This is a genomic window from Scytonema hankhaensis NUACC26 (genome assembly GCF_045865695.1).
GTDB lineage: Bacteria > Cyanobacteriota > Cyanobacteriia > Cyanobacteriales > Nostocaceae > Scytonema.
This window is the reverse complement of record NZ_BAACAP010000251.1, coordinates 40387-57259: the sequence shown is the minus strand read 5'-3', so window position 1 is coordinate 57259 and position 16873 is coordinate 40387. Positions and strand designations below refer to the sequence as shown.

The window sequence follows — 16873 nt, the reverse complement described above, 5'->3', positions numbered from 1 at the left end:
TACCTGAAAAATGCTGTATATGCCTAACATGGATATTTTTTTTGAGATTTATCAAGACTTACCAAGACAGGGACCAGGTAATAACGAATCTACTCGCAAGATGTTTTCACTACTCACAAATTTATCTCCAAACCCGTCTATCTTAGATATTGGTTGTGGAACTGGAATGCAAACTCTTGAATTAGCTAAACTGACGGACGGAAACATTATAGCTGTAGATAACCATCAACCATATTTAGAGCAATTAAAGAGCCAGGTACTTATTAAAGGATTGACAGAAAAAGTTGTGACTGTTAATGCATCAATGTTGTCTCTGGAGTTTGAAGAGAAGAGTTTTGACGTTATTTGGTCAGAAGGTGCTATTTATATTATTGGTTTTGAAAAGGGTCTTCAAACTTGGCGACCTCTTTTAAAAGCTAAAGGGTATTTAGTGGTATCAGAAATTTCTTGGTTGAAGTCCAATCCCCCTACTGAAGTTCTGCAATATTGGCAAGCTAATTATCCTTATATACAAACAATTGAAAGTAATATCAGAATTGTGGAAGATGTAGGATACAGAAAAGTAGGACATTTTGTTCTGCCTAAGTCTGGATGGTGGGAGAGTTACTATACACCTTTAGAGGAAAGGATAAGGTCTTTACGAGAGAAATACAAAGACGACGAAGCAATGAATAAGGAATTAGATAACTCTCTATTAGAAATAGAATTTTATCGCAAGTATTCTGACTGGTATGGCTATGTTTTTTATCTCATGCAAGTTCCTTAACTCTCAGTAAATCTAACTCTTGTGGTACGGGTGAAGACGCCCGTACTACGTATTTTCAGCGTTTTTACATAAAGTTGGTTAAATTTTCCCAGTAAAAACTCTCTCGGCTGGTCCAGTCATGTAAACCCGTTGGTCTATTTCTGACCATTCGATGTGCAAGGGTCCTCCAGGAAGTTTCACAGTCGCCATGCGATCGCACTTTCCTGTCAACACTCCAGCTACTAATGATGCACAAGCTCCAGTCCCACAAGCTAAAGTTATACCAGCACCGCGTTCCCATACTCGCATTTTCACGTAATCACGGCTCACCACTTCAATAAATTCTGTATTTGTCCTTCGAGGAAATACGGGGTGATTTTCAAACTGAGGTCCAATAACTTCTAGAGGAATAGCTGCAACATCTTCTACAAAAGTAATGCAATGAGGGTTCCCCATACTCACACAAGTAACATCCCAAGTTTGATTTGCAACTTGTAATGGTCGATTAATAACTTTCTCATCACTGGAAGCAAGAGTCGTAGGAATTTCACCTGCAAGTAATTTCGGAAGCCCCATATCTACTTTCACTTGACCATTCGACATCAATTGAGGTGTCATCACACCGCCCAGTGTATTAATGCGATAGGTGATTGGGGACTGGCGATTGGGGACTGGTGATGCGCCTACTCCTTCTAAATCCGCTAGGAAAGCAGCTAAACAGCGTATCCCATTACCACACATTTCTGGTTCTGAACCGTCGGAGTTGAAAATTCGCATGGTATAGTTACTACCATTTTCGCCCGGTAATGCAAAAATTACACCGTCAGCACCGATACCAAAATGGCGATCGCATAACTTAATCGCTTGTTCTGGTGTAATTACGGGTGTAGATGACGAGCGATTGTCAACCAAGATAAAGTCATTACCCAAACCATGATACTTAGTAAATTCAATTGCCATTTTCAAAATCCATGAATTATATTTGTGTTTTGACCAGTGACCAGTGACCAATAAACAATAACTATGATTACTGAATTTGATACCTCTCTTCCTAGTATTCGACAAGTACAAAACCTAATTAAAGAAGGTGCGTCTATCCAAATCAAACTGCTAACTGGTGACCTAGTTACCGGGAAAATGATATGGCAAGACGTGCAGTGTTTGTGTTGTGTAGACGAGCGCAACCAGCAGATAACTGTTTGGAAGCAAGCGATCGCCTATATTAAACCAATATAGAAACTTAGCATAGCTAGTTCTTACAACTTAATCCAGTAAGCTATCCATAGGAAGAAACTCCTTGAGTGCGTCAGCTTCACCAGCTTTTACTGCTGGTATGGGCAAAGGCACTGTAGTTTCCGGTGCGAGCAACAGCACGAGTTGATTGACAGCAACTAAGCTACCACATACCAAAACTTGGTCGCGAGCTTGTAAGTCTGTACTGTTATTAGGAAAACGGATAAATTTTCCATCTCGTCGCATTGCTTGCACTTTGACTCCATACTGGTTGTATATGTCCAAATCAGCTAGGGTTTTACTAACTGTAAAAGAGTCGTTGCTAATGGTAACCCATTGACAGGCACTGTTTTCACCGGGAACAGCAACTTGTCCTTTGGCAAATTCACCCAAAGCAGCAAGTTCGCTATCAGAACCTACAACTAACAAGCGATCGCCCTCTTGCAACTTAGTTTCAACAGAAGGAAAGTCAATTTCTTCACCTCCAGCGCGGCGAATAGCCATCAAACTCACCCCTGTTAAGTAGCGCATATCGGCTTCTTCCAAGGTCATACCAATGAGAGGTGAATCAGATGGTAAGGGATACCAGCGTTTGTTGAGGTCTTGAGTTGCTTGTTGCAAATCGCGAGAAACTTCTGAAGCAGTACGGGTAGGTCTGAGGTCTAAATAATGGCTATTACGAATTTGTTGCATTTGTTGCTGTACAACAAGTGCAGGTGATAAGCCCACTTGCGTGAGAATGTAAGCCACCATTTCTAAACTAGCTTCAAACTCCGGTTGCACCACTTCGCTTGCACCAAGTTGGTAAAGAACTTCGATACTCTTATCATTAGTGGCACGCACGACAACGTTTAAATCGGGAGATAATTCCAAAGCCCGTTTCAAGCAAAGACGAGTGCTCATGGGGTCAGGAAGTGCGATCGCCATTCCCCGTGCAGTACTTACCCCAGCAGTTTCTAAAACGTGAAAACTTACACAATTGCCATATACGTAAGGAATTCCAGCATCCCGCAATTGCTGAATTCTTGTTTCCGATTGGTCAATCACGACAACAGGCAACTCCCGAGAAAGCAATAACTTAACTAAGTTTCGTCCCACTCGCCCATAACCGCAAACCACTAAATGATCTTTCAGTGACAATTCTTTGGTAACTTCTAAAGGCTGACCCTCATCATTTAAAAAGTGCTTTAGCCAAGGGATTGATTCCATCCATTCAAATAAAATCGGAACCGAACGCAGTACAAATGGAGTCAGTACCAGCGTTACTGCTGTTGTTCCCAATGTCAATAAATATATTCGTCGGGAAACTAGCCCCAGTTTTTGTCCTTCACTGGCAAGCACAAAGGAAAATTCTCCAATTTGAGCCAACCCGAATCCAGCAATTAAAGCTGTTTTTAACGGGTAACGAAATAATCTTACCAATGGTGTTATGATTGAGACCTTACCTACAAATACCAGTGCTACTAGCCCCAAAATCAGTTCCAGATTGTTCCATAAAAATACTGGGTCAATCAACATCCCAATAGAAGCAAAGAACAAGCTGGCAAAAATATCTCTCAGTGGCTCCACGTAGGATAAAGTTTGATCGGAGTATTCCACCTCCGAAATCATCAAACCCGCAACAAATGCCCCCATCTCAATAGAAAGCCCCAAGTATTCTGTTAGTAGAGCAATACCCAAACACAGCGCCACCACTCCTAACAAAAATAATTCTCGACTTTCAGTGCGGGCTAGCAATTGCAACAAAGGTGGTATTAGCCAAATACCAGCAACAACCGCCCCTCCAGCAAATAACCCAATCTTTAACAGTGCCAAAAGAACAGCTATACCGATGGCTTCCCCTGGTTGATTGAGGGCTGGTAAGACTGCAAGCATCAGTCCCAGTGCCAAATCCTGTACGATCAAAATACCTAGCATCACCTGACCGTGGGGCGTTTCTGTTTCATTACGCTCCATCAAGCATTTCAAGACCACTGCTGTAGAAGATAGAGACAAAATTGCCCCCAAAAACAAACCCTTAGCAGGCAAAGTTTCCCAAGCCCCAGTCACCCCGCAAACCGCAACAGTGACCAAAATTGTGAGAGCAATTTGTAGCCCACCACCTCCAAGGGCAATGTTTTGAACTTTTTTGAGTTCCGTAAACGAAAACTCCACACCCAGAGCAAACAATAGAAAGGCGACTCCGAACTGAGCCAAAGTTTCTACTTGAATGACTTCTTTGATCAATCCCAGTCCGGCTGGTCCAACAACCATGCCCCCAATTAGATACCCTAGTAAAACGGGTTGTCGCAATAGCGCCGCCAGTAGACCGCCACAAGCAGCCACAGCAAAAACCGCAACTAAATCAACTATCAGCCTAAAATCTTCCTGCACAAGTTTTGAGACACACTGTTAAAACCTATTAACAATAAGGATACAAAGTTTTTTAACCGCCTGGACAGTGAATTGGGGATTGGGGGCATTGGGCATTGGGCATTGGCTATTAAAGATGAATTATTCTCCCTTCCTTGTATTCCTAGTCCCTAGTCCCTAGTCCCCAATCCCCAATCGAAGAATGCTTATGATAGAAACAAAAAGAAGCATTCTTGGTTGTCTTATGTTAACTGTTAAAGATTTAGAGCAATTGCAGGTAGAACACCCAGAGTGGCAAATGGAACTAGTGGATGGGAGTATTGTCGTTATGGGTCCGTCGGATTATGAGTCAGAGGAGATTAGCACTCGATTGAGTACCTTTTTAAATACATGGGTTATGCCAAGAAAATTGGGACGGGTGACTGGTTCGAGTGCTGGATTTATCCTGCCCGGTATTGACATAAATGCTAGTAATGGAGCTAGTACAAATTTGCGTGCTCCTGATGTGTCATTTGTACGAGCCGAACGCTTGAAGAAAACTAAACGCGATTTTGTAGAACTAGTACCCGATCTTATGGTGGAGGTCAAATCTAAGTCCGATCGCATCAAGCCACTCGTAGAAAAAATTCAGCTATTCCTGCAACTTGGATGTACTGTTGGTATCCTTATCGATCCCGATAAATTAACAGTGAGTGTTTATCGACATAATCAAGACCCCATAGTACTGACAGATGGCGATCGATTGACATTACCAGAGTTGCTACCGGGATGGGAAATCCCCGTATTAGAACTTTGGCCTCCAGAATTCGAGTAATACCATTTTAAATTTTAGATTTTGGATTGAGAAAGCCTTATCCGTGTTTAATTTTACCTAAATATCTATGAGAAGATGGGGAACTCCCTTTCTCAATAAGTTAGTCTGTTTTCCAACAGAACCATATTCGTTGTTTTTTTCCTCGATAATGACTGTGTATAGCGTTAGCCATTTTAAGAACAAATCAAAAATCAACAGCTGTGTAACCAGTACTCTCCTTGGTATCTTTGCTGCTTTACCTGTTGTATTCGCGTTACCTGCACGGGCTTTGCAAGTACAAGTTAGCCCGGAATCTCCTCAATTGGGAGACACCATATCAGTCGTAGTCAATGTAAATAATGCCGACCCTATTAACAATGTGACCGTTACCAGTGGCAATGATAAGTACCCAGCATATGAAATTGCACCAAATCAGTACCGCGCTTTCATCCCTACAACACCGTTGGAAACTCCAGGTAATAGAACTATTCAAGTATCGGGAGAAGGGCAAGTACAGAATTTGACATTACAAGTACGGTCTCGCAAATTTCCAGTTCAACGAATTAATTTACCTCCTGGAAAAGCAGGAGTCAACGCCACAGAACACGAACTGCAACGTGTTGGAGCTTTTAAGGCGTTGCAAACACCGGAAAAATATTGGAAGGGTCCTTTCCTAGCACCAAATCGAGGACGACTTAGCACAATTTATGGAATACGTCGCTACTATAATGGTAAATTTGCTAAGGATTACTATCATCGAGGTCTTGACTATGCTGGAGGTGCAGGTTCACCTGTTGTGGCTCCAGCAGCTGGGCGAGTCTCATTAGTGGGTAGAGTCTCAGAAGGATTTCGAGTTCACGGTAATGTAGTTGGTATAGATCATGGGCAAGGCGTAACTAGCGTTTTTTTGCACCTAAGCCGCATTAATGTAAAGGAGGGTGATTTTGTTCAACCCGGTCAACTTATTGGTGCAGTCGGTTCAACAGGCGCTGCTACGGGACCTCACCTACACTGGGGTTTGTATGTCAATGGTAAATCTATTGACCCTGTACCCTGGCGAAAACAAGAAGTTAAATAAAAATTTTCTTGCATTAGTAACTTTTTGCGTACTCTTGGCTCTTAATTGGGCAAAATAAGTAGGATTGGTACCGTCCCAACCTTGCTTGGATGGCTGAAAATGATGATTAACATTATGAGTATAGAAAAAATTGTGGAACAAGCTTTCCAGGATGGTTATCTTACACCAGCAATGGAAGCAGAAGTCGGACGAATTTGCGATAACGCTAGCGAACTATCAATAGAAGAGTACATGGCGTTAGATCGGCTGATGGGATCGCTTTTAACTGGAGAGGTGATGGCGGTACCGCGCAAACAGTTTATCAACGTGATGGAAGAATTGGTACTTACCGAGGCAATAGCCCGCGTTGCTGAAATTGAAGCGACTAGCGAAAGTTCTCTGGATGTCGGTGATATTGCTGCTTACGCTCTCAATCGCCTTCCACCCCTGTACGCCACTACAGAAGAAGGTGCTACTTACCAACGCCAACGAGCTAGAGCACAACTTCAGGAATTAATTGCTCAACAAGTTAATGAAGCAATTGCACGCAGTCTCGATCGACCTACTGTTGGTAACACGCCAGTAGGAACTAGAAACACAAGCAACGAAGTTCTCCGACAAGTAAGTGCTCTACTCGAATCTTATGCACCTCAATTTGAGCAAAAGTAGATTGGGGCTTGGGGATTGGCGATTGGGGAAACGATTAATGTTTAATATCTCTCCCTGATTCGCTGGTCACCGGTCACTGATCGCTGGTCACTGTTCACTGCCGTACTTCTACTGATGTTCCCAAGTTAACTTGTGTGTAGAGCAATCGAACATCTGGGTTACGCATACGCAAGCAGCCATGAGATATGGCACTCCCTATCACTTCATCATCTGGGGTTCCGTGAAATCCAATCTGATTTCGCCCATCTGTCCAAAATCCGATCCATCGGTCTCCCAATGGGCTATCAGTACCAGATGAAAAAACTTTACCTGTGATTGGATGTTGCCAGATCGGATTGCGTTGCTTGTGTAAAACTTGAAATGAACCTGTGGGTGTTTCCCAACCTGTCTTCCCAACACCAATTGGGTAACTTGCTATTACTGTCTCCCCACTATATACATATACACGGCGATCGCTTAAATCAACGACGAGTTGTTTGTTCTGAGATACAGCATTCGTCGTTTGTTTTGGGGATGCAAAGGTGGACAGCAAGGCTATGCCATTTTGGGGATCTGGCTTTTGGCTTTGACTCTGTGTTCTCAACGCTGTTTTGGATGTGTTTGCCATATTGGGTTGAGAGGTTGTAGAAGTTGTGATGCGCCAATGGACAACTAGAGATAGAAATGCTGTTCCAAAACAAAGCAGCATCACTATACGTGTTAAAGAATTATTTTTTGCCACTGCCATTGTTTACCTTCTCCACCACATTCAACTCTTGGATTCTGCTAAGCACTAACCTCAGTCTAGCTTGAACTGTCAAATCTCCTCATTAGGAAATTCCACAAAAATACTGGCAAATTTTTTGTACGTTCATTCTATAAGTTACAAAAAATTTATAAATAATTTTCGGTTTCCTCATAATTTTCTTAAAAGTCCTGGGCAAACTAGGTCTATAGAGAAGATTATGCCACTGCTGATATTTGAAAAACGTTGTTGAGAGAACTTTCGCTCCCTGGAACTCTTTCAAAATGCAGCCATCAATCATTATTAGGTGTGGTTGGGAGAAAAGCTATGTTAGAAAAATTATGCTTAGCAGTTACAATTACCTTTTCTTTAAATCTGTTTCTACAAGTTCATATACCAGATAGAAGCAGTTCGCAGATCAACTACCAACAGCAAACAGAGATAACACCCAATCTTATCGTCAGGCTACCAAAAAAGTAGGGGTTAGGGATTGGGTACTGGGTATTAGGGACTTGGAACTGAGGCATTGTTCGATGTTGGTAGGCAATGCTGAGGCATTGTTCGATGTGGGTGGCAATGCCCACCCTACTGGTCTAATTCCTGGTCACTGGTCACTGGTCACTGTTACAGTCATAAATCCGTCACTCGCTGAGGGAACATCTTACCAATTAAAGGGTCTAATAGAAAGGGAAGATTTAAAGCCAGTGCGATCTATGAGTCAATCGATTACTTTATCCTGGTCAACGGTTGATGTGAGGCTTCCTGAAGCATCAGTGCAAGTTGACAAACTCTCAAATCATGACCTAATTCTGCGCTGTCAAGCTGGAGTACGTCCAGATCGTGCTGCGTTTGCGGAATTACTGCGTCGCTATCAATCCCAAGTTGACCGGGTTTTATACCATCTGGCTCCTGATTGGCCCGATCGGGCTGATTTGGCTCAAGAGGTTTGGATTCGCGTGTATCGGAATATTAACCGATTACAAGAGCCATCCAAATTCCGGGGCTGGTTGAGCCGCATTGCTACCAACTTGTTCTATGATGAGTTGCGGAAACGCAAGCGGGTTGTCAGTCCCCTGTCGCTGGACGCTCCCCGAGCGGTAGACGATGGCGAGATGGATTGGGAAATCGCAGGAGATACTCCCGGACCGGAAGAAGAACTGACTACTAGAGAATTTTACGAACAACTGCGTGAAGCGATCGCCGACCTACCAGAGGTGTTCCGCACAACAATTGTTCTTCGAGAAATCGAGGGTTTGGCATACGAAGAAATTGCCGAAATCACGGGCGTTTCTTTAGGAACAGTAAAGTCCAGAATTGCCAGAGCTAGAGCGAGATTACAATCTCAGTTGCAAAATTATCTAGACGCATAACCTTTGCAACAGTTTATCTTTTGGTAAATGACGAAGCTCAAGATTTATTACAAATTGTAAAGAAATTCCAGAAAAACTTTGTCATAAGGGAAGAGTTGAATAGTTTTCCAAATTGTCCGCTTTGTTTACCCGTGTAAGAATTGGTAATTAGTGTTAAAATGACTACTGATTCTCAATGTAATGACCGCTCCCACTCGGCAAATCCTCAAAAGGATTTGCAATCCGGGGATGGCAGGCATACCAATGAATTAACGGGTGCTATAGATATGGTGAAGCGCGATCGCTTCGAGTTATTAAGTGCTTACCTCGATGGAGAGGTGACAGCTGCCGAACGCAAGCAAGTGGAAGAATGGCTGGATACTGACCAGACAGTTCAGGACTTGTATGCAAGACTGTTGAAACTGCGGCAAGGAGTACGGACTCTTCCAGTGCCAACACTACAACAGTCATCACAAGAAACAGCTGAAAAAGTATTGACACGAGTACAACGACGTTCTCGGCGAGTCTGGTTGAGTGGTGCTGCAATTGCAGCTTGTGCGATTGGAGCGATGTCTGGGTTACTAGGTGAAACGAGAATACCTCAATTCGCACAACAGCGAATAGAAAAAACTTCAGAAACACCTGTGGCTGTTGCTTCACCGCTCATGGTTGCTATCAACAACCCAGTCATTCCTATACCAAAAACAGCAGAAGTGTCTCCTGAAAAATCGGTTCGCGACGAGGTGCAACCGCCAGACCTGCTGCTAGAGTTAGATGATATTAATTAAATGGTGAATAATGAAACCTTCAATTCATAATTCATAATCTATAATTCATAATTCAGACCACCAACCATCAGGGAGAAAGATGCCTCCTAGTTGGGTAGCAAGTTCTTCTTTCATCAAGTAGACCCAAGCCCAACCAAGAGAATGTCCTTGTAAATCATGGACTTCAATTTGTTGTCGGTTATAAAGGTTGTCTGACTCGGCTCTTATAGGGTGATAATCTTCCAATTCATCTAAGTCTGTTAAAACTTGAGAGTCAGCAAACGCAAGTAAATAGCCACGCACAGAACTATTTCCTAATGCCATCGCTGGATATCCCATAGGTAGGGAGAACAATTTGCCAAATGCGATCGCATCAACAGCATCTACAACTTTGCCAGCACAATATTTGTTATAATTGCATTCTCCCGGTTTGAGAGTACCGTATACGAAAACTTTTAACAATCTAGGATATAAAGATAAAGTACAAACGAAGAGAGCGCTACGCAGCGCAGGCTTTAATTAAGTCCGCCTAGGCGGACTTAGCCTGTATAGCCGTGATTTTAATCACAAGCGTATTTTTTCCAAATTGGGATGCTCCCGTTAAGCTACATTGGCAAATAATTCACCAAAACTTTTTGCAGGTGCGTTAGCACTCGCAACGATCTCCACAATTTTATTTTTTGCTGCTAGTTCAAAAAGTGATTCAACACAAACTCGAGCAACCTTCTGACGAGGAATGCTTCCGTCAAATAATGTATCAGCACTCTGCATAACAATCTGATACGAGTTATCCTCGTTTTTCAAACCACCAGGTCGAACAATCGTATAAGTCAGACCGCTTTTTTGAAGATATTCCTCTGCTTGTTTTTTCCAAACTAGAATCAGCCAGAACAAATTCAGTGGATGGAAAAACAGTGACGTACATAATGAAGAAACTAAAACAAAATGTTCAATTCCCTTTGCTTTCGCTACTTCTACCAAATTTTTCGTACCTTCATAGTCTACCTTATAAGGACCTGTGGGGTCGAAGCTTGGCGATGCCCCTGTGGCGCATAACAGCACTGTGCTATCACCTAAAGCAGTAGACAAGTTTTCTGGGTGTAACACATCACCTTGTACCAATTCTGCTTCTATCGGTAAAATACTTCTTGCTTTCTCAATATCTCTGACTAGGGCACGAACGGGAATATTCCGCGCTACCAGTTCTTGCACTATTCGACGACCCGTTTCACCTGTTGCCCCTGCTACAAATGCTTTCATCTTAATTTTGAGAAACTTGTACTTTTACAATCCTGTTTTCTATTTTAGAGATTCTTTATGACAGATTCTTGAATTTTGAGTAAAAATAGTGATTTAGTGCGAAACATACCACTGAATTTGGGAAGTATTAATTTAGCTAGATTGTTCGGTATATAAAGAATAGTTATATGATTTCAAACAATTCGGAATATCAGTCCTTTGATGCAGATAAAACGGTCTTTTCCATCCAATCAACCCTTGAAACCTCTGAAGAAACGACTTTAGAAGCAACTATAGGGACGCCAAGAAAGTTCTATGGCTGTTACAGTGATTGTATGGAAATGCCTGCTCCTTCTAAGACTGTTGCTGAATATCTAGATAACCATACCTTATGGTTTATACGTTGTGCCGATCCTATGAAGGTAGAGTCTCTGGGCAAAAATGCTTATGCTTTGACTATTGGTCGCTTTGGCGCATTTGGGTACGAAGTTGAGCCAAAAATTGGTTTGGAATTATTGCCTCCAGAGGAAGGAATTTATCGCATTCGTACCATTCCAATTCCTAATTACCAAGCTCCTGGCTATGATGTGGACTATAAGTCGTCGCTTCAGTTACTGGAAAGCGATCGCAGCGATTCCGATCGCAATGCTGGTATAATCACGCGAGTTGAATGGGATTTACATCTAACTGTTGATATTCACTTTCCAAAGTTTATTCAGCGATTACCCAAATCTATTATTCAATCTACAGGCGATCGCCTTCTCAACCAAGTTGTTCGCCAAGTTTCCCGACGCTTAACTCGTAAAGTTCAAGAAGACTTTCAAAAATCAGCGCTCGGTGACCAGTGACCAGTGACCAGTGACCAGCGACCAGTGACCAGTGACCAGTCACTGGTCACTAATTACTACGCTTGGGTAAGAATCTTTTGAACGATTTGCACGCCAGTAATAGCCTGCCAAGCAAAAAGACCTAAAAGTGCAAAATTCAATAAAATATGAGTTGCACGCGCCCAATTGGCTCCTTTTTGCATATAGGGAGATAAACCAGCCGAAAAGGCAATTAAACTGGTCATACCCAGCCCTGCTAGCAGGTGAGGTCCGACAAACAGCTTACCGTTATTGATATATGTAACAGCCATACCACCAACAGAACCTGCGACCATTAAGGCTAGTAGTATAGACCCCATTTGATGGTGTCTGACGTTATATTTACCTTTAATTAACTCTTTCTTTTCTTCACCCTGAGCATTTCTGGTACGCTGAACTTGTAGCCCCAAATATGCTGCATATAAAGATAGGAGCAGGAGCGCCCACATCATTATTGGATGGAAGAAATTTAACCAATACTTAACCGACGGCGAAAGCTCCAGATTCATGGTGTTCTCCCAATAATTAAATCTTCATAAAAGTTATCATAACGCTACACCTAATGGGGAGTGGCAAAGTGGTAAGTAGTTATTTAGTTATTGGATAGTAGGGGCGCAATGCCTTGCGCCCGTACAGTAGTTAGTAGCAACTACAACAACTACCCACTAACCACTAACCACTAACCACTAACACATGACTAACGATACCTTGCTGTTGGCTGCAAAAAATGGCGATATCAAACGGGTGCAAGCATTACTTAACGCTGGCGTGCTAGTGGATACGGGCAACAGCGATGGAACAACGGCTTTAATGTTTGCCGCTAGTTTGGGATTTACCGAGATCGTGCGCTTACTTCTTGATGCGGGAGCAAACATTAATATCCGGAGAAAGCGCTATGGTTTAACAGCTTTGATGTTAGCAGCTAGTGCAAACCAGCTTGACATCGTAAAACTTTTAGTATCAAGAGGGGCTAATGTTAATACGACTAATGAAGATGGCAGTACAGCCCTGATGGTGGCTGCATTAAAAGGTCATGTTGAAGTTGTGTACGCCTTGCTTACTACTGGGGCAGAGGTAAATATTAAGGATAAAGATGAGGATACAGCCTTTAATCTAGCAGTTAAGCAAGGACACGCTGGAGTTGTAGAAGCCATAATACAAAATGGTGTAGATGTCAATAGTAAAAATGAAGAAGGTGACAGCGCTTTGATGGTAGCGGCGGATTTAGGGCATTTACACGTTGTTCAAACATTATTAGCTCTGGGGGTTGATGTCAATGCACGAAACGAGGATGATGGAACTGCTTTGTCAGCCGCCGCCGCCGCCGGACATAGTGCGATCGCATCCGTTCTTCTGGCTACAGGGGCTGATGTGAATGCCCAAGACAAAGACGGCGAAACAGCTTTGCATCTTGCTGTAGTGGAAGGTTATACTGATGTCGTTAAAGTTTTACTCGATAAAGGTGCAAATGTAGGACTCAAAAATCGCTTAGGCGATACACCTTTGCCGATCGCCGCATTACAGGGCTACAGTCCAATTGTAGAGTTACTACTACAACGAGGCGCAAATAGCAATGAGAAAAATTTAGGCGAGTATCCTTTGACACTAGCAGCTAACCAAGGAAATGCGGAAACAGTAAGGATTTTACTCGCTCATGGTGCAAATGCCAATATAAAAGCAGACGATGGCAAAACAGCTTTGATAAAAGCAGCAGAACGCGATCGCATTAGCGTTATAGAACAGCTTGTAGATAAAGGAGCAGATGTTAACTTGCAAGATTCAGCTAAAGCTACAGCTTTAATGTGGGCGGCGTCACGAGGTAGCGATCGTACCGTGCAATTATTGCTGCAAGCTGGGGCAGATGTGAATATGAAAAATCAGGGCGGTTATACAGCGTTGATGTTAGCAGAGTTTAACGGATACCATAGTGTTGTAAGGATTTTAAAAGCTGTACGAGCACAAGAGTAACGCTCCTACAGATCTGGCTCATGAAAACGAAACTTTAAGTCGAGTAGGGCAAGCCCATTCGCGAAGCACGTGCTCAGTAGCTCAAGACCTACCTTTACCTCTGATTCTTAACCAGATCGGTATTCTTGGTAGAATAGAGGCAGCACTTTGACGATATTGCGGTCTTAAGCCTAAGTTAACGTGTTGTTTGTAAATATACCAAGTTTCCTGTCTACCTTCATTTTGGAGATTGCGACACTTAACAGGCGGTTCTTGAAGAGTGACTTCCCAGTAGTCTTCAGGTCGTTCAATATCACCCAAATAAGCCGAGTTTCCATCTGTAATTCTAATAGGGGTTAGATTTTCAGGTTCTCTATAGGATAAAGCAATCAGTCTTTCATTATAGCTAGCGTGGCACTTGGCACGTTCTGAGTAGATCTCCGGTGACTGCCTGTACCAATTTCTGCGTGTTTTTAAGTAAGTACCTTGATACGAAGTCACCCTAAACGACGTTGAAGAGTTTCTCGGAGTCGTTTGAGATGATGCACTGCTAGGGATTGTAGCACCTATTATACTACACGTTACCGCTAGACAAAAAAGCAATCTTCTAGAATAAATTCTATTATTTTTTATACTCATAAATTTATTTTTTAAGAGGTAAATTTGTCTTTCCCTGTTTTGTCAAAGTCAAGCTAAATACCAAGCCATTTAAAGACTACAATCTCAAACAATATTTTTTCGGAAAATGACAAATCAGTAACCAGATAACCAATTACTATTTGTTAATTACTGGTTACTAGTCACTGGTCACTGGGCACTGTTAAGAATCTTTACATATTCGAGATGGTAAAATTTGACTACAGCGGCGGAACTCTGCAAGATACTGCTCTAAAACAACAAATTGCGGCAGATTTAGGCTGTAGTAAATCCAACGCCCTTCTTGACGCGAGCGAACCAAACCTGCTTCCCTAAGATTTTTAAGGTGAAAAGACAGCTTTGACTGAGTAACTCCTAATGTATCGCACAAGTCACATACACAAAGTTCTTTGTCTCGCAAGAGTTCCACGACATTAATCCTAATGGGATCGGAAAGAGCATGAAAACCTGCAACAACGAGATCCGAAATCACAGTTAAGGAGCTTTGCATCAATTTATTTTGATAAGAAGGTCTGTTCTTATTTTGAACTAGAAATTGATATTGCGTACAACTTTTAAGCTTAGCTATAGCCGAGTTTTTTAGGATCTAACACATTGACAGGTCTAGCTTTTAGCTGCTACAGCTAGCTTACAACGAGCGGGAGCGGCGTCGGCGTAACCACAAAGCGCCCATCAATCCCATGCTAAATAGAGTCATATTAGTTGTTGGTTCGGGAACTTTCTGAGGAACCTGGATAGGACCAGTAACAAGAGCTAGACCATTTAAGGTAATAGTCGATCCTAGGTTAACTGTATCGTTTTCAGAAAATAAGAGTGTAGCTGTGGCATTCTCAAATAAACCTTCGCCATCAGTAATGTATACAAGCCCAGAACCTTTTGCTGTTAAGGTTTCAAAGTTAACGGCAGCACTAGCATCACTAAGTCCAAATAGTTTGTTGATGCCATTACCAAATTGAATATAGCCAAATGGGTAGTTTTGTATGCCAAAAACTTCTGGATTATTGTTAAACGTTAGATTTCCATTGTCGTCAAGTACTGAGTAAGTCAAACCCTCATATAGTTCTAAACCGTAAGGAGCATCATCGCTCACTCCTACTTCAAAAACTTGTGAAATATTACCAGAAATAGGTGTAATGTTAACTGTTGTACGATAATTACCAGTAAACGGGTAAACAGTTTGTGCTGATGTTTTCGCTACACTTAAGCAAACGCTAACTAAAGTTAGGGCTAGTGGAAGAAACCACACCTGGAGCAAACGAACTATCATTGGTATATCTCCAATATTAAATAGTATGCTTTTTAGAGTTTCTGTGGGTTTGACAATGCCCGCCTCATGCTTATAAGTAATCAAATAGCAGGAAGGTAGTAAGACAACTCTACAAAGTATTGCATGAAAAATCAATAAGAAAAAATTCTTTAGTTGCATTTTATATAAATATTGAAAACAACATAACATATAGATTTTTCTAAAGAATATATATTGTTTTTTGAGATTTTTGTGTTACATAAAATTATGTTATTTTATCCATTATTTATTCATAAAAAAGAGTCACTCCCGAACCGCCATTCGATCCTCTTTTCCCACTTTACCTACTTTTCCTACTTTTTTAAATAACGACTCCCTTCTCCCTCTTATGATTACTTATGAGCGTAGGGGGGCAATATTCACCGTTTTCTATTGGTGGGGGTTATCCGCCCTACATACAGGAGTAGAATTTTAGAGCGGAAAGGGAGTAAGTAGGTATATGGAAAAAACGAATTATTTAGTAGAGAAAATTGTATGGAATGGCTGTTAGTAATAATAAATAGCGAGCCTATACTAACAAAAAGCGATCGCAATCGTAAAATACTAAAACTTACCCATCCTTAAAAATTAAATTATAATTTTATCAGTTCAAGTTCAAATTGTTGGTAATCGGTAACAAAGCTCAATATTTTAATGATTAAAATGATTTTCATAAACTCTTCATTAAGAATTCATTATTCTTCAGTATTAACTCTGTTATATATTGTGAGGTGGTATCTACGAGTTAGCACGTTTAAGCTAGATGCTGTGAATGCTCGCAGCAATTCTTAAATTTTTCTCCAATATATTGCTTTCAAATGAGTACAGAGAAACTATTTATATGAAGTAGAAAATTTCTCGACCTCATGAAAGTTATATTGAATGTAAATGAAGACTGTTTTATTTCCCTCCTTGCCTTATGATGAAAAAATATTTTCTACTAGGATGTATGCCCTTGAGTATATCCGTGCATACTCTTTTAGGCTTTAGTTTTGCGACTTGCGCTCAGCCAAAACTAGAGCTTAGTAACAGTGATTTTCAAAAGCAAATCGTGTTTCAAGAGAGTTTCGATCCTCCAGGCGACGGAGAGCCAAAAGACACTTCTGGTGCGGGTTCTCGTCATGGATTTAGGTGTTATCAAAATGAACAAACTATTCTTGCTCATTGTTAATTGCTCGTAGCAATTAACA

The 16873-nt window shown here is 41.6% G+C and carries 20 protein-coding genes; 11 read left to right on the top strand and 9 right to left on the bottom strand.

Annotated elements, in window-relative coordinates; translation table 11 throughout:
- Positions 1 to 19 precede the first annotated feature (19 nt).
- On the top strand, positions 20 to 766 hold the full coding sequence (locus tag ACKTT2_RS47780; protein WP_407900049.1) for a class I SAM-dependent methyltransferase: 747 nt from the start codon (positions 20 to 22) through the stop codon (positions 764 to 766).
- 78 nt (positions 767 to 844) lie between these two features.
- Here the strand turns inward: ACKTT2_RS47780 and dapF are convergent, their stop codons facing one another.
- On the bottom strand, positions 845 to 1705 hold the full coding sequence (gene dapF / locus ACKTT2_RS47775; RefSeq protein WP_407900046.1) for a diaminopimelate epimerase: 861 nt from the start codon (positions 1703 to 1705) through the stop codon (positions 845 to 847).
- 63 nt (positions 1706 to 1768) lie between these two features.
- Here dapF and ACKTT2_RS47770 point away from each other — a divergent pair, with 63 nt between their 5' ends.
- On the top strand, positions 1769 to 1981 hold the full coding sequence (locus ACKTT2_RS47770) for an Hfq-related RNA-binding protein (protein WP_407900044.1): 213 nt from the start codon (positions 1769 to 1771) through the stop codon (positions 1979 to 1981).
- Positions 1982 to 2008: 27 nt separating this feature from the next.
- On the opposite strand, the gene ACKTT2_RS47765 is transcribed toward ACKTT2_RS47770, so the two are convergent.
- Positions 2009 to 4351, bottom strand: a complete 2343-nt coding sequence (locus ACKTT2_RS47765; protein WP_407900042.1) for a cation:proton antiporter domain-containing protein — start codon at positions 4349 to 4351, stop codon at positions 2009 to 2011.
- 223 nt (positions 4352 to 4574) lie between these two features.
- Here ACKTT2_RS47765 and ACKTT2_RS47760 point away from each other — a divergent pair, with 223 nt between their 5' ends.
- From ACKTT2_RS47760 to ACKTT2_RS47750, 3 genes are all read left to right on the top strand, one after another.
- Positions 4575 to 5144 (top strand): Uma2 family endonuclease, encoded by a 570-nt coding sequence (locus ACKTT2_RS47760; RefSeq protein WP_407900281.1) that lies wholly within the window; start codon positions 4575 to 4577, stop codon positions 5142 to 5144.
- Between the two features lie 148 nt (positions 5145 to 5292).
- A complete protein-coding gene (locus tag ACKTT2_RS47755; RefSeq protein ID WP_407900040.1) occupies positions 5293 to 6201 on the top strand; it encodes a M23 family metallopeptidase in 909 nt (302 codons plus the stop codon).
- Between the two features lie 114 nt (positions 6202 to 6315).
- Positions 6316 to 6849 carry a late competence development ComFB family protein gene (locus tag ACKTT2_RS47750; RefSeq protein WP_407900038.1) on the top strand — a complete coding sequence of 178 codons (534 nt, stop codon included), beginning with the start codon at positions 6316 to 6318 and terminating at the stop codon, positions 6847 to 6849.
- Between the two features lie 94 nt (positions 6850 to 6943).
- Here ACKTT2_RS47750 and ACKTT2_RS47745 read toward each other — a convergent pair whose 3' ends face one another.
- Positions 6944 to 7576, bottom strand: coding sequence for a L,D-transpeptidase (locus tag ACKTT2_RS47745; RefSeq protein WP_407900036.1), 633 nt, complete (start codon positions 7574 to 7576; stop codon positions 6944 to 6946).
- A 324-nt stretch (positions 7577 to 7900) separates the two neighbouring features.
- On the opposite strand from ACKTT2_RS47745, the gene ACKTT2_RS47740 reads away from it, so the two are divergent.
- The 3 genes from ACKTT2_RS47740 to ACKTT2_RS47730 all read left to right on the top strand — a co-directional run bounded on the left by ACKTT2_RS47740 (position 7901) and on the right by ACKTT2_RS47730 (position 9710).
- Entirely contained in the window at positions 7901 to 8053 is a 153-nt protein-coding gene (locus tag ACKTT2_RS47740; RefSeq protein WP_407900034.1) for a QAALIT motif small membrane protein, read from the top strand.
- 233 nt (positions 8054 to 8286) lie between these two features.
- The gene (locus tag ACKTT2_RS47735; RefSeq protein WP_407900280.1) at positions 8287 to 8943 is read left to right on the top strand and encodes a sigma-70 family RNA polymerase sigma factor; all 657 of its coding nucleotides are present in this window, start codon (positions 8287 to 8289) and stop codon (positions 8941 to 8943) included.
- Positions 8944 to 9101: 158 nt separating this feature from the next.
- On the top strand, positions 9102 to 9710 hold the full coding sequence (locus tag ACKTT2_RS47730; protein WP_407900032.1) for an anti-sigma factor family protein: 609 nt from the start codon (positions 9102 to 9104) through the stop codon (positions 9708 to 9710).
- Positions 9711 to 9755: 45 nt separating this feature from the next.
- Here ACKTT2_RS47730 and ACKTT2_RS47725 read toward each other — a convergent pair whose 3' ends face one another.
- Both ACKTT2_RS47725 and ACKTT2_RS47720 read right to left on the bottom strand, forming a co-directional pair.
- Positions 9756 to 10151: a gamma-glutamylcyclotransferase family protein gene (locus ACKTT2_RS47725; RefSeq protein WP_407900030.1), complete on the bottom strand. Its 396-nt coding sequence runs from the start codon at positions 10149 to 10151 to the stop codon at positions 9756 to 9758.
- A gap of 138 nt (positions 10152 to 10289) precedes the next feature.
- Positions 10290 to 10949, bottom strand: a complete 660-nt coding sequence (locus tag ACKTT2_RS47720) for an SDR family oxidoreductase (RefSeq protein ID WP_407900028.1) — start codon at positions 10947 to 10949, stop codon at positions 10290 to 10292.
- A 167-nt stretch (positions 10950 to 11116) separates the two neighbouring features.
- Between ACKTT2_RS47720 and ACKTT2_RS47715 the strand changes: the two genes are divergently transcribed.
- On the top strand, positions 11117 to 11776 hold the full coding sequence (locus ACKTT2_RS47715; protein ID WP_407900026.1) for a DUF1997 domain-containing protein: 660 nt from the start codon (positions 11117 to 11119) through the stop codon (positions 11774 to 11776).
- A 56-nt stretch (positions 11777 to 11832) separates the two neighbouring features.
- Here ACKTT2_RS47715 and ACKTT2_RS47710 read toward each other — a convergent pair whose 3' ends face one another.
- On the bottom strand, positions 11833 to 12303 hold the full coding sequence (locus tag ACKTT2_RS47710; RefSeq protein WP_407900024.1) for a DUF4079 domain-containing protein: 471 nt from the start codon (positions 12301 to 12303) through the stop codon (positions 11833 to 11835).
- Positions 12304 to 12487: 184 nt separating this feature from the next.
- On the opposite strand from ACKTT2_RS47710, the gene ACKTT2_RS47705 reads away from it, so the two are divergent.
- The gene (locus tag ACKTT2_RS47705) at positions 12488 to 13762 is read left to right on the top strand and encodes an ankyrin repeat domain-containing protein (protein ID WP_407900022.1); all 1275 of its coding nucleotides are present in this window, start codon (positions 12488 to 12490) and stop codon (positions 13760 to 13762) included.
- A gap of 81 nt (positions 13763 to 13843) precedes the next feature.
- Here ACKTT2_RS47705 and ACKTT2_RS47700 read toward each other — a convergent pair whose 3' ends face one another.
- The 3 genes from ACKTT2_RS47700 to ACKTT2_RS47690 all read right to left on the bottom strand — a co-directional run bounded on the left by ACKTT2_RS47700 (position 13844) and on the right by ACKTT2_RS47690 (position 15665).
- Entirely contained in the window at positions 13844 to 14242 is a 399-nt protein-coding gene (locus ACKTT2_RS47700; protein ID WP_407900020.1) for a hypothetical protein, read from the bottom strand.
- Between the two features lie 319 nt (positions 14243 to 14561).
- The gene (locus ACKTT2_RS47695; RefSeq protein WP_407900018.1) at positions 14562 to 14888 is read right to left on the bottom strand and encodes an ArsR/SmtB family transcription factor; all 327 of its coding nucleotides are present in this window, start codon (positions 14886 to 14888) and stop codon (positions 14562 to 14564) included.
- Positions 14889 to 15026: 138 nt separating this feature from the next.
- Entirely contained in the window at positions 15027 to 15665 is a 639-nt protein-coding gene (locus tag ACKTT2_RS47690; RefSeq protein ID WP_407900016.1) for a PEP-CTERM sorting domain-containing protein, read from the bottom strand.
- Positions 15666 to 16632: 967 nt separating this feature from the next.
- On the opposite strand from ACKTT2_RS47690, the gene ACKTT2_RS47685 reads away from it, so the two are divergent.
- Positions 16633 to 16854: a hypothetical protein gene (locus ACKTT2_RS47685; RefSeq protein ID WP_407900014.1), complete on the top strand. Its 222-nt coding sequence runs from the start codon at positions 16633 to 16635 to the stop codon at positions 16852 to 16854.
- The last annotated feature ends 19 nt before the right edge of the window (positions 16855 to 16873 follow it).

Bases quoted from the DNA above. Each gene is read 5' to 3' on its own strand.
- ACKTT2_RS47710 (WP_407900024.1), bottom strand. From the start codon at position 12,303: ATGAATCTGGAGCTTTCGCCGTCGGTTAAGTATTGGTTAAATTTCTTC.
- ACKTT2_RS47770 (WP_407900044.1), top strand. From the start codon at position 1,769: ATGATTACTGAATTTGATACCTCTCTTCCTAGTATTCGACAAGTACAA.
- ACKTT2_RS47690 (WP_407900016.1), bottom strand. From the start codon at position 15,665: ATGATAGTTCGTTTGCTCCAGGTGTGGTTTCTTCCACTAGCCCTAACT.
- ACKTT2_RS47755 (WP_407900040.1), top strand. From the start codon at position 5,293: ATGACTGTGTATAGCGTTAGCCATTTTAAGAACAAATCAAAAATCAAC.
- ACKTT2_RS47695 (WP_407900018.1), bottom strand. From the start codon at position 14,888: ATGCAAAGCTCCTTAACTGTGATTTCGGATCTCGTTGTTGCAGGTTTT.
- ACKTT2_RS47745 (WP_407900036.1), bottom strand. From the start codon at position 7,576: ATGGCAGTGGCAAAAAATAATTCTTTAACACGTATAGTGATGCTGCTT.
- dapF (WP_407900046.1), bottom strand. From the start codon at position 1,705: ATGGCAATTGAATTTACTAAGTATCATGGTTTGGGTAATGACTTTATC.
- ACKTT2_RS47735 (WP_407900280.1), top strand. From the start codon at position 8,287: ATGAGTCAATCGATTACTTTATCCTGGTCAACGGTTGATGTGAGGCTT.
- ACKTT2_RS47720 (WP_407900028.1), bottom strand. From the start codon at position 10,949: ATGAAAGCATTTGTAGCAGGGGCAACAGGTGAAACGGGTCGTCGAATA.
- ACKTT2_RS47730 (WP_407900032.1), top strand. From the start codon at position 9,102: ATGACTACTGATTCTCAATGTAATGACCGCTCCCACTCGGCAAATCCT.
- ACKTT2_RS47750 (WP_407900038.1), top strand. From the start codon at position 6,316: ATGAGTATAGAAAAAATTGTGGAACAAGCTTTCCAGGATGGTTATCTT.
- ACKTT2_RS47685 (WP_407900014.1), top strand. From the start codon at position 16,633: ATGCCCTTGAGTATATCCGTGCATACTCTTTTAGGCTTTAGTTTTGCG.
- ACKTT2_RS47780 (WP_407900049.1), top strand. From the start codon at position 20: ATGCCTAACATGGATATTTTTTTTGAGATTTATCAAGACTTACCAAGA.
- ACKTT2_RS47760 (WP_407900281.1), top strand. From the start codon at position 4,575: ATGTTAACTGTTAAAGATTTAGAGCAATTGCAGGTAGAACACCCAGAG.
- ACKTT2_RS47740 (WP_407900034.1), top strand. From the start codon at position 7,901: ATGTTAGAAAAATTATGCTTAGCAGTTACAATTACCTTTTCTTTAAAT.
- ACKTT2_RS47705 (WP_407900022.1), top strand. From the start codon at position 12,488: ATGACTAACGATACCTTGCTGTTGGCTGCAAAAAATGGCGATATCAAA.
- ACKTT2_RS47715 (WP_407900026.1), top strand. From the start codon at position 11,117: ATGATTTCAAACAATTCGGAATATCAGTCCTTTGATGCAGATAAAACG.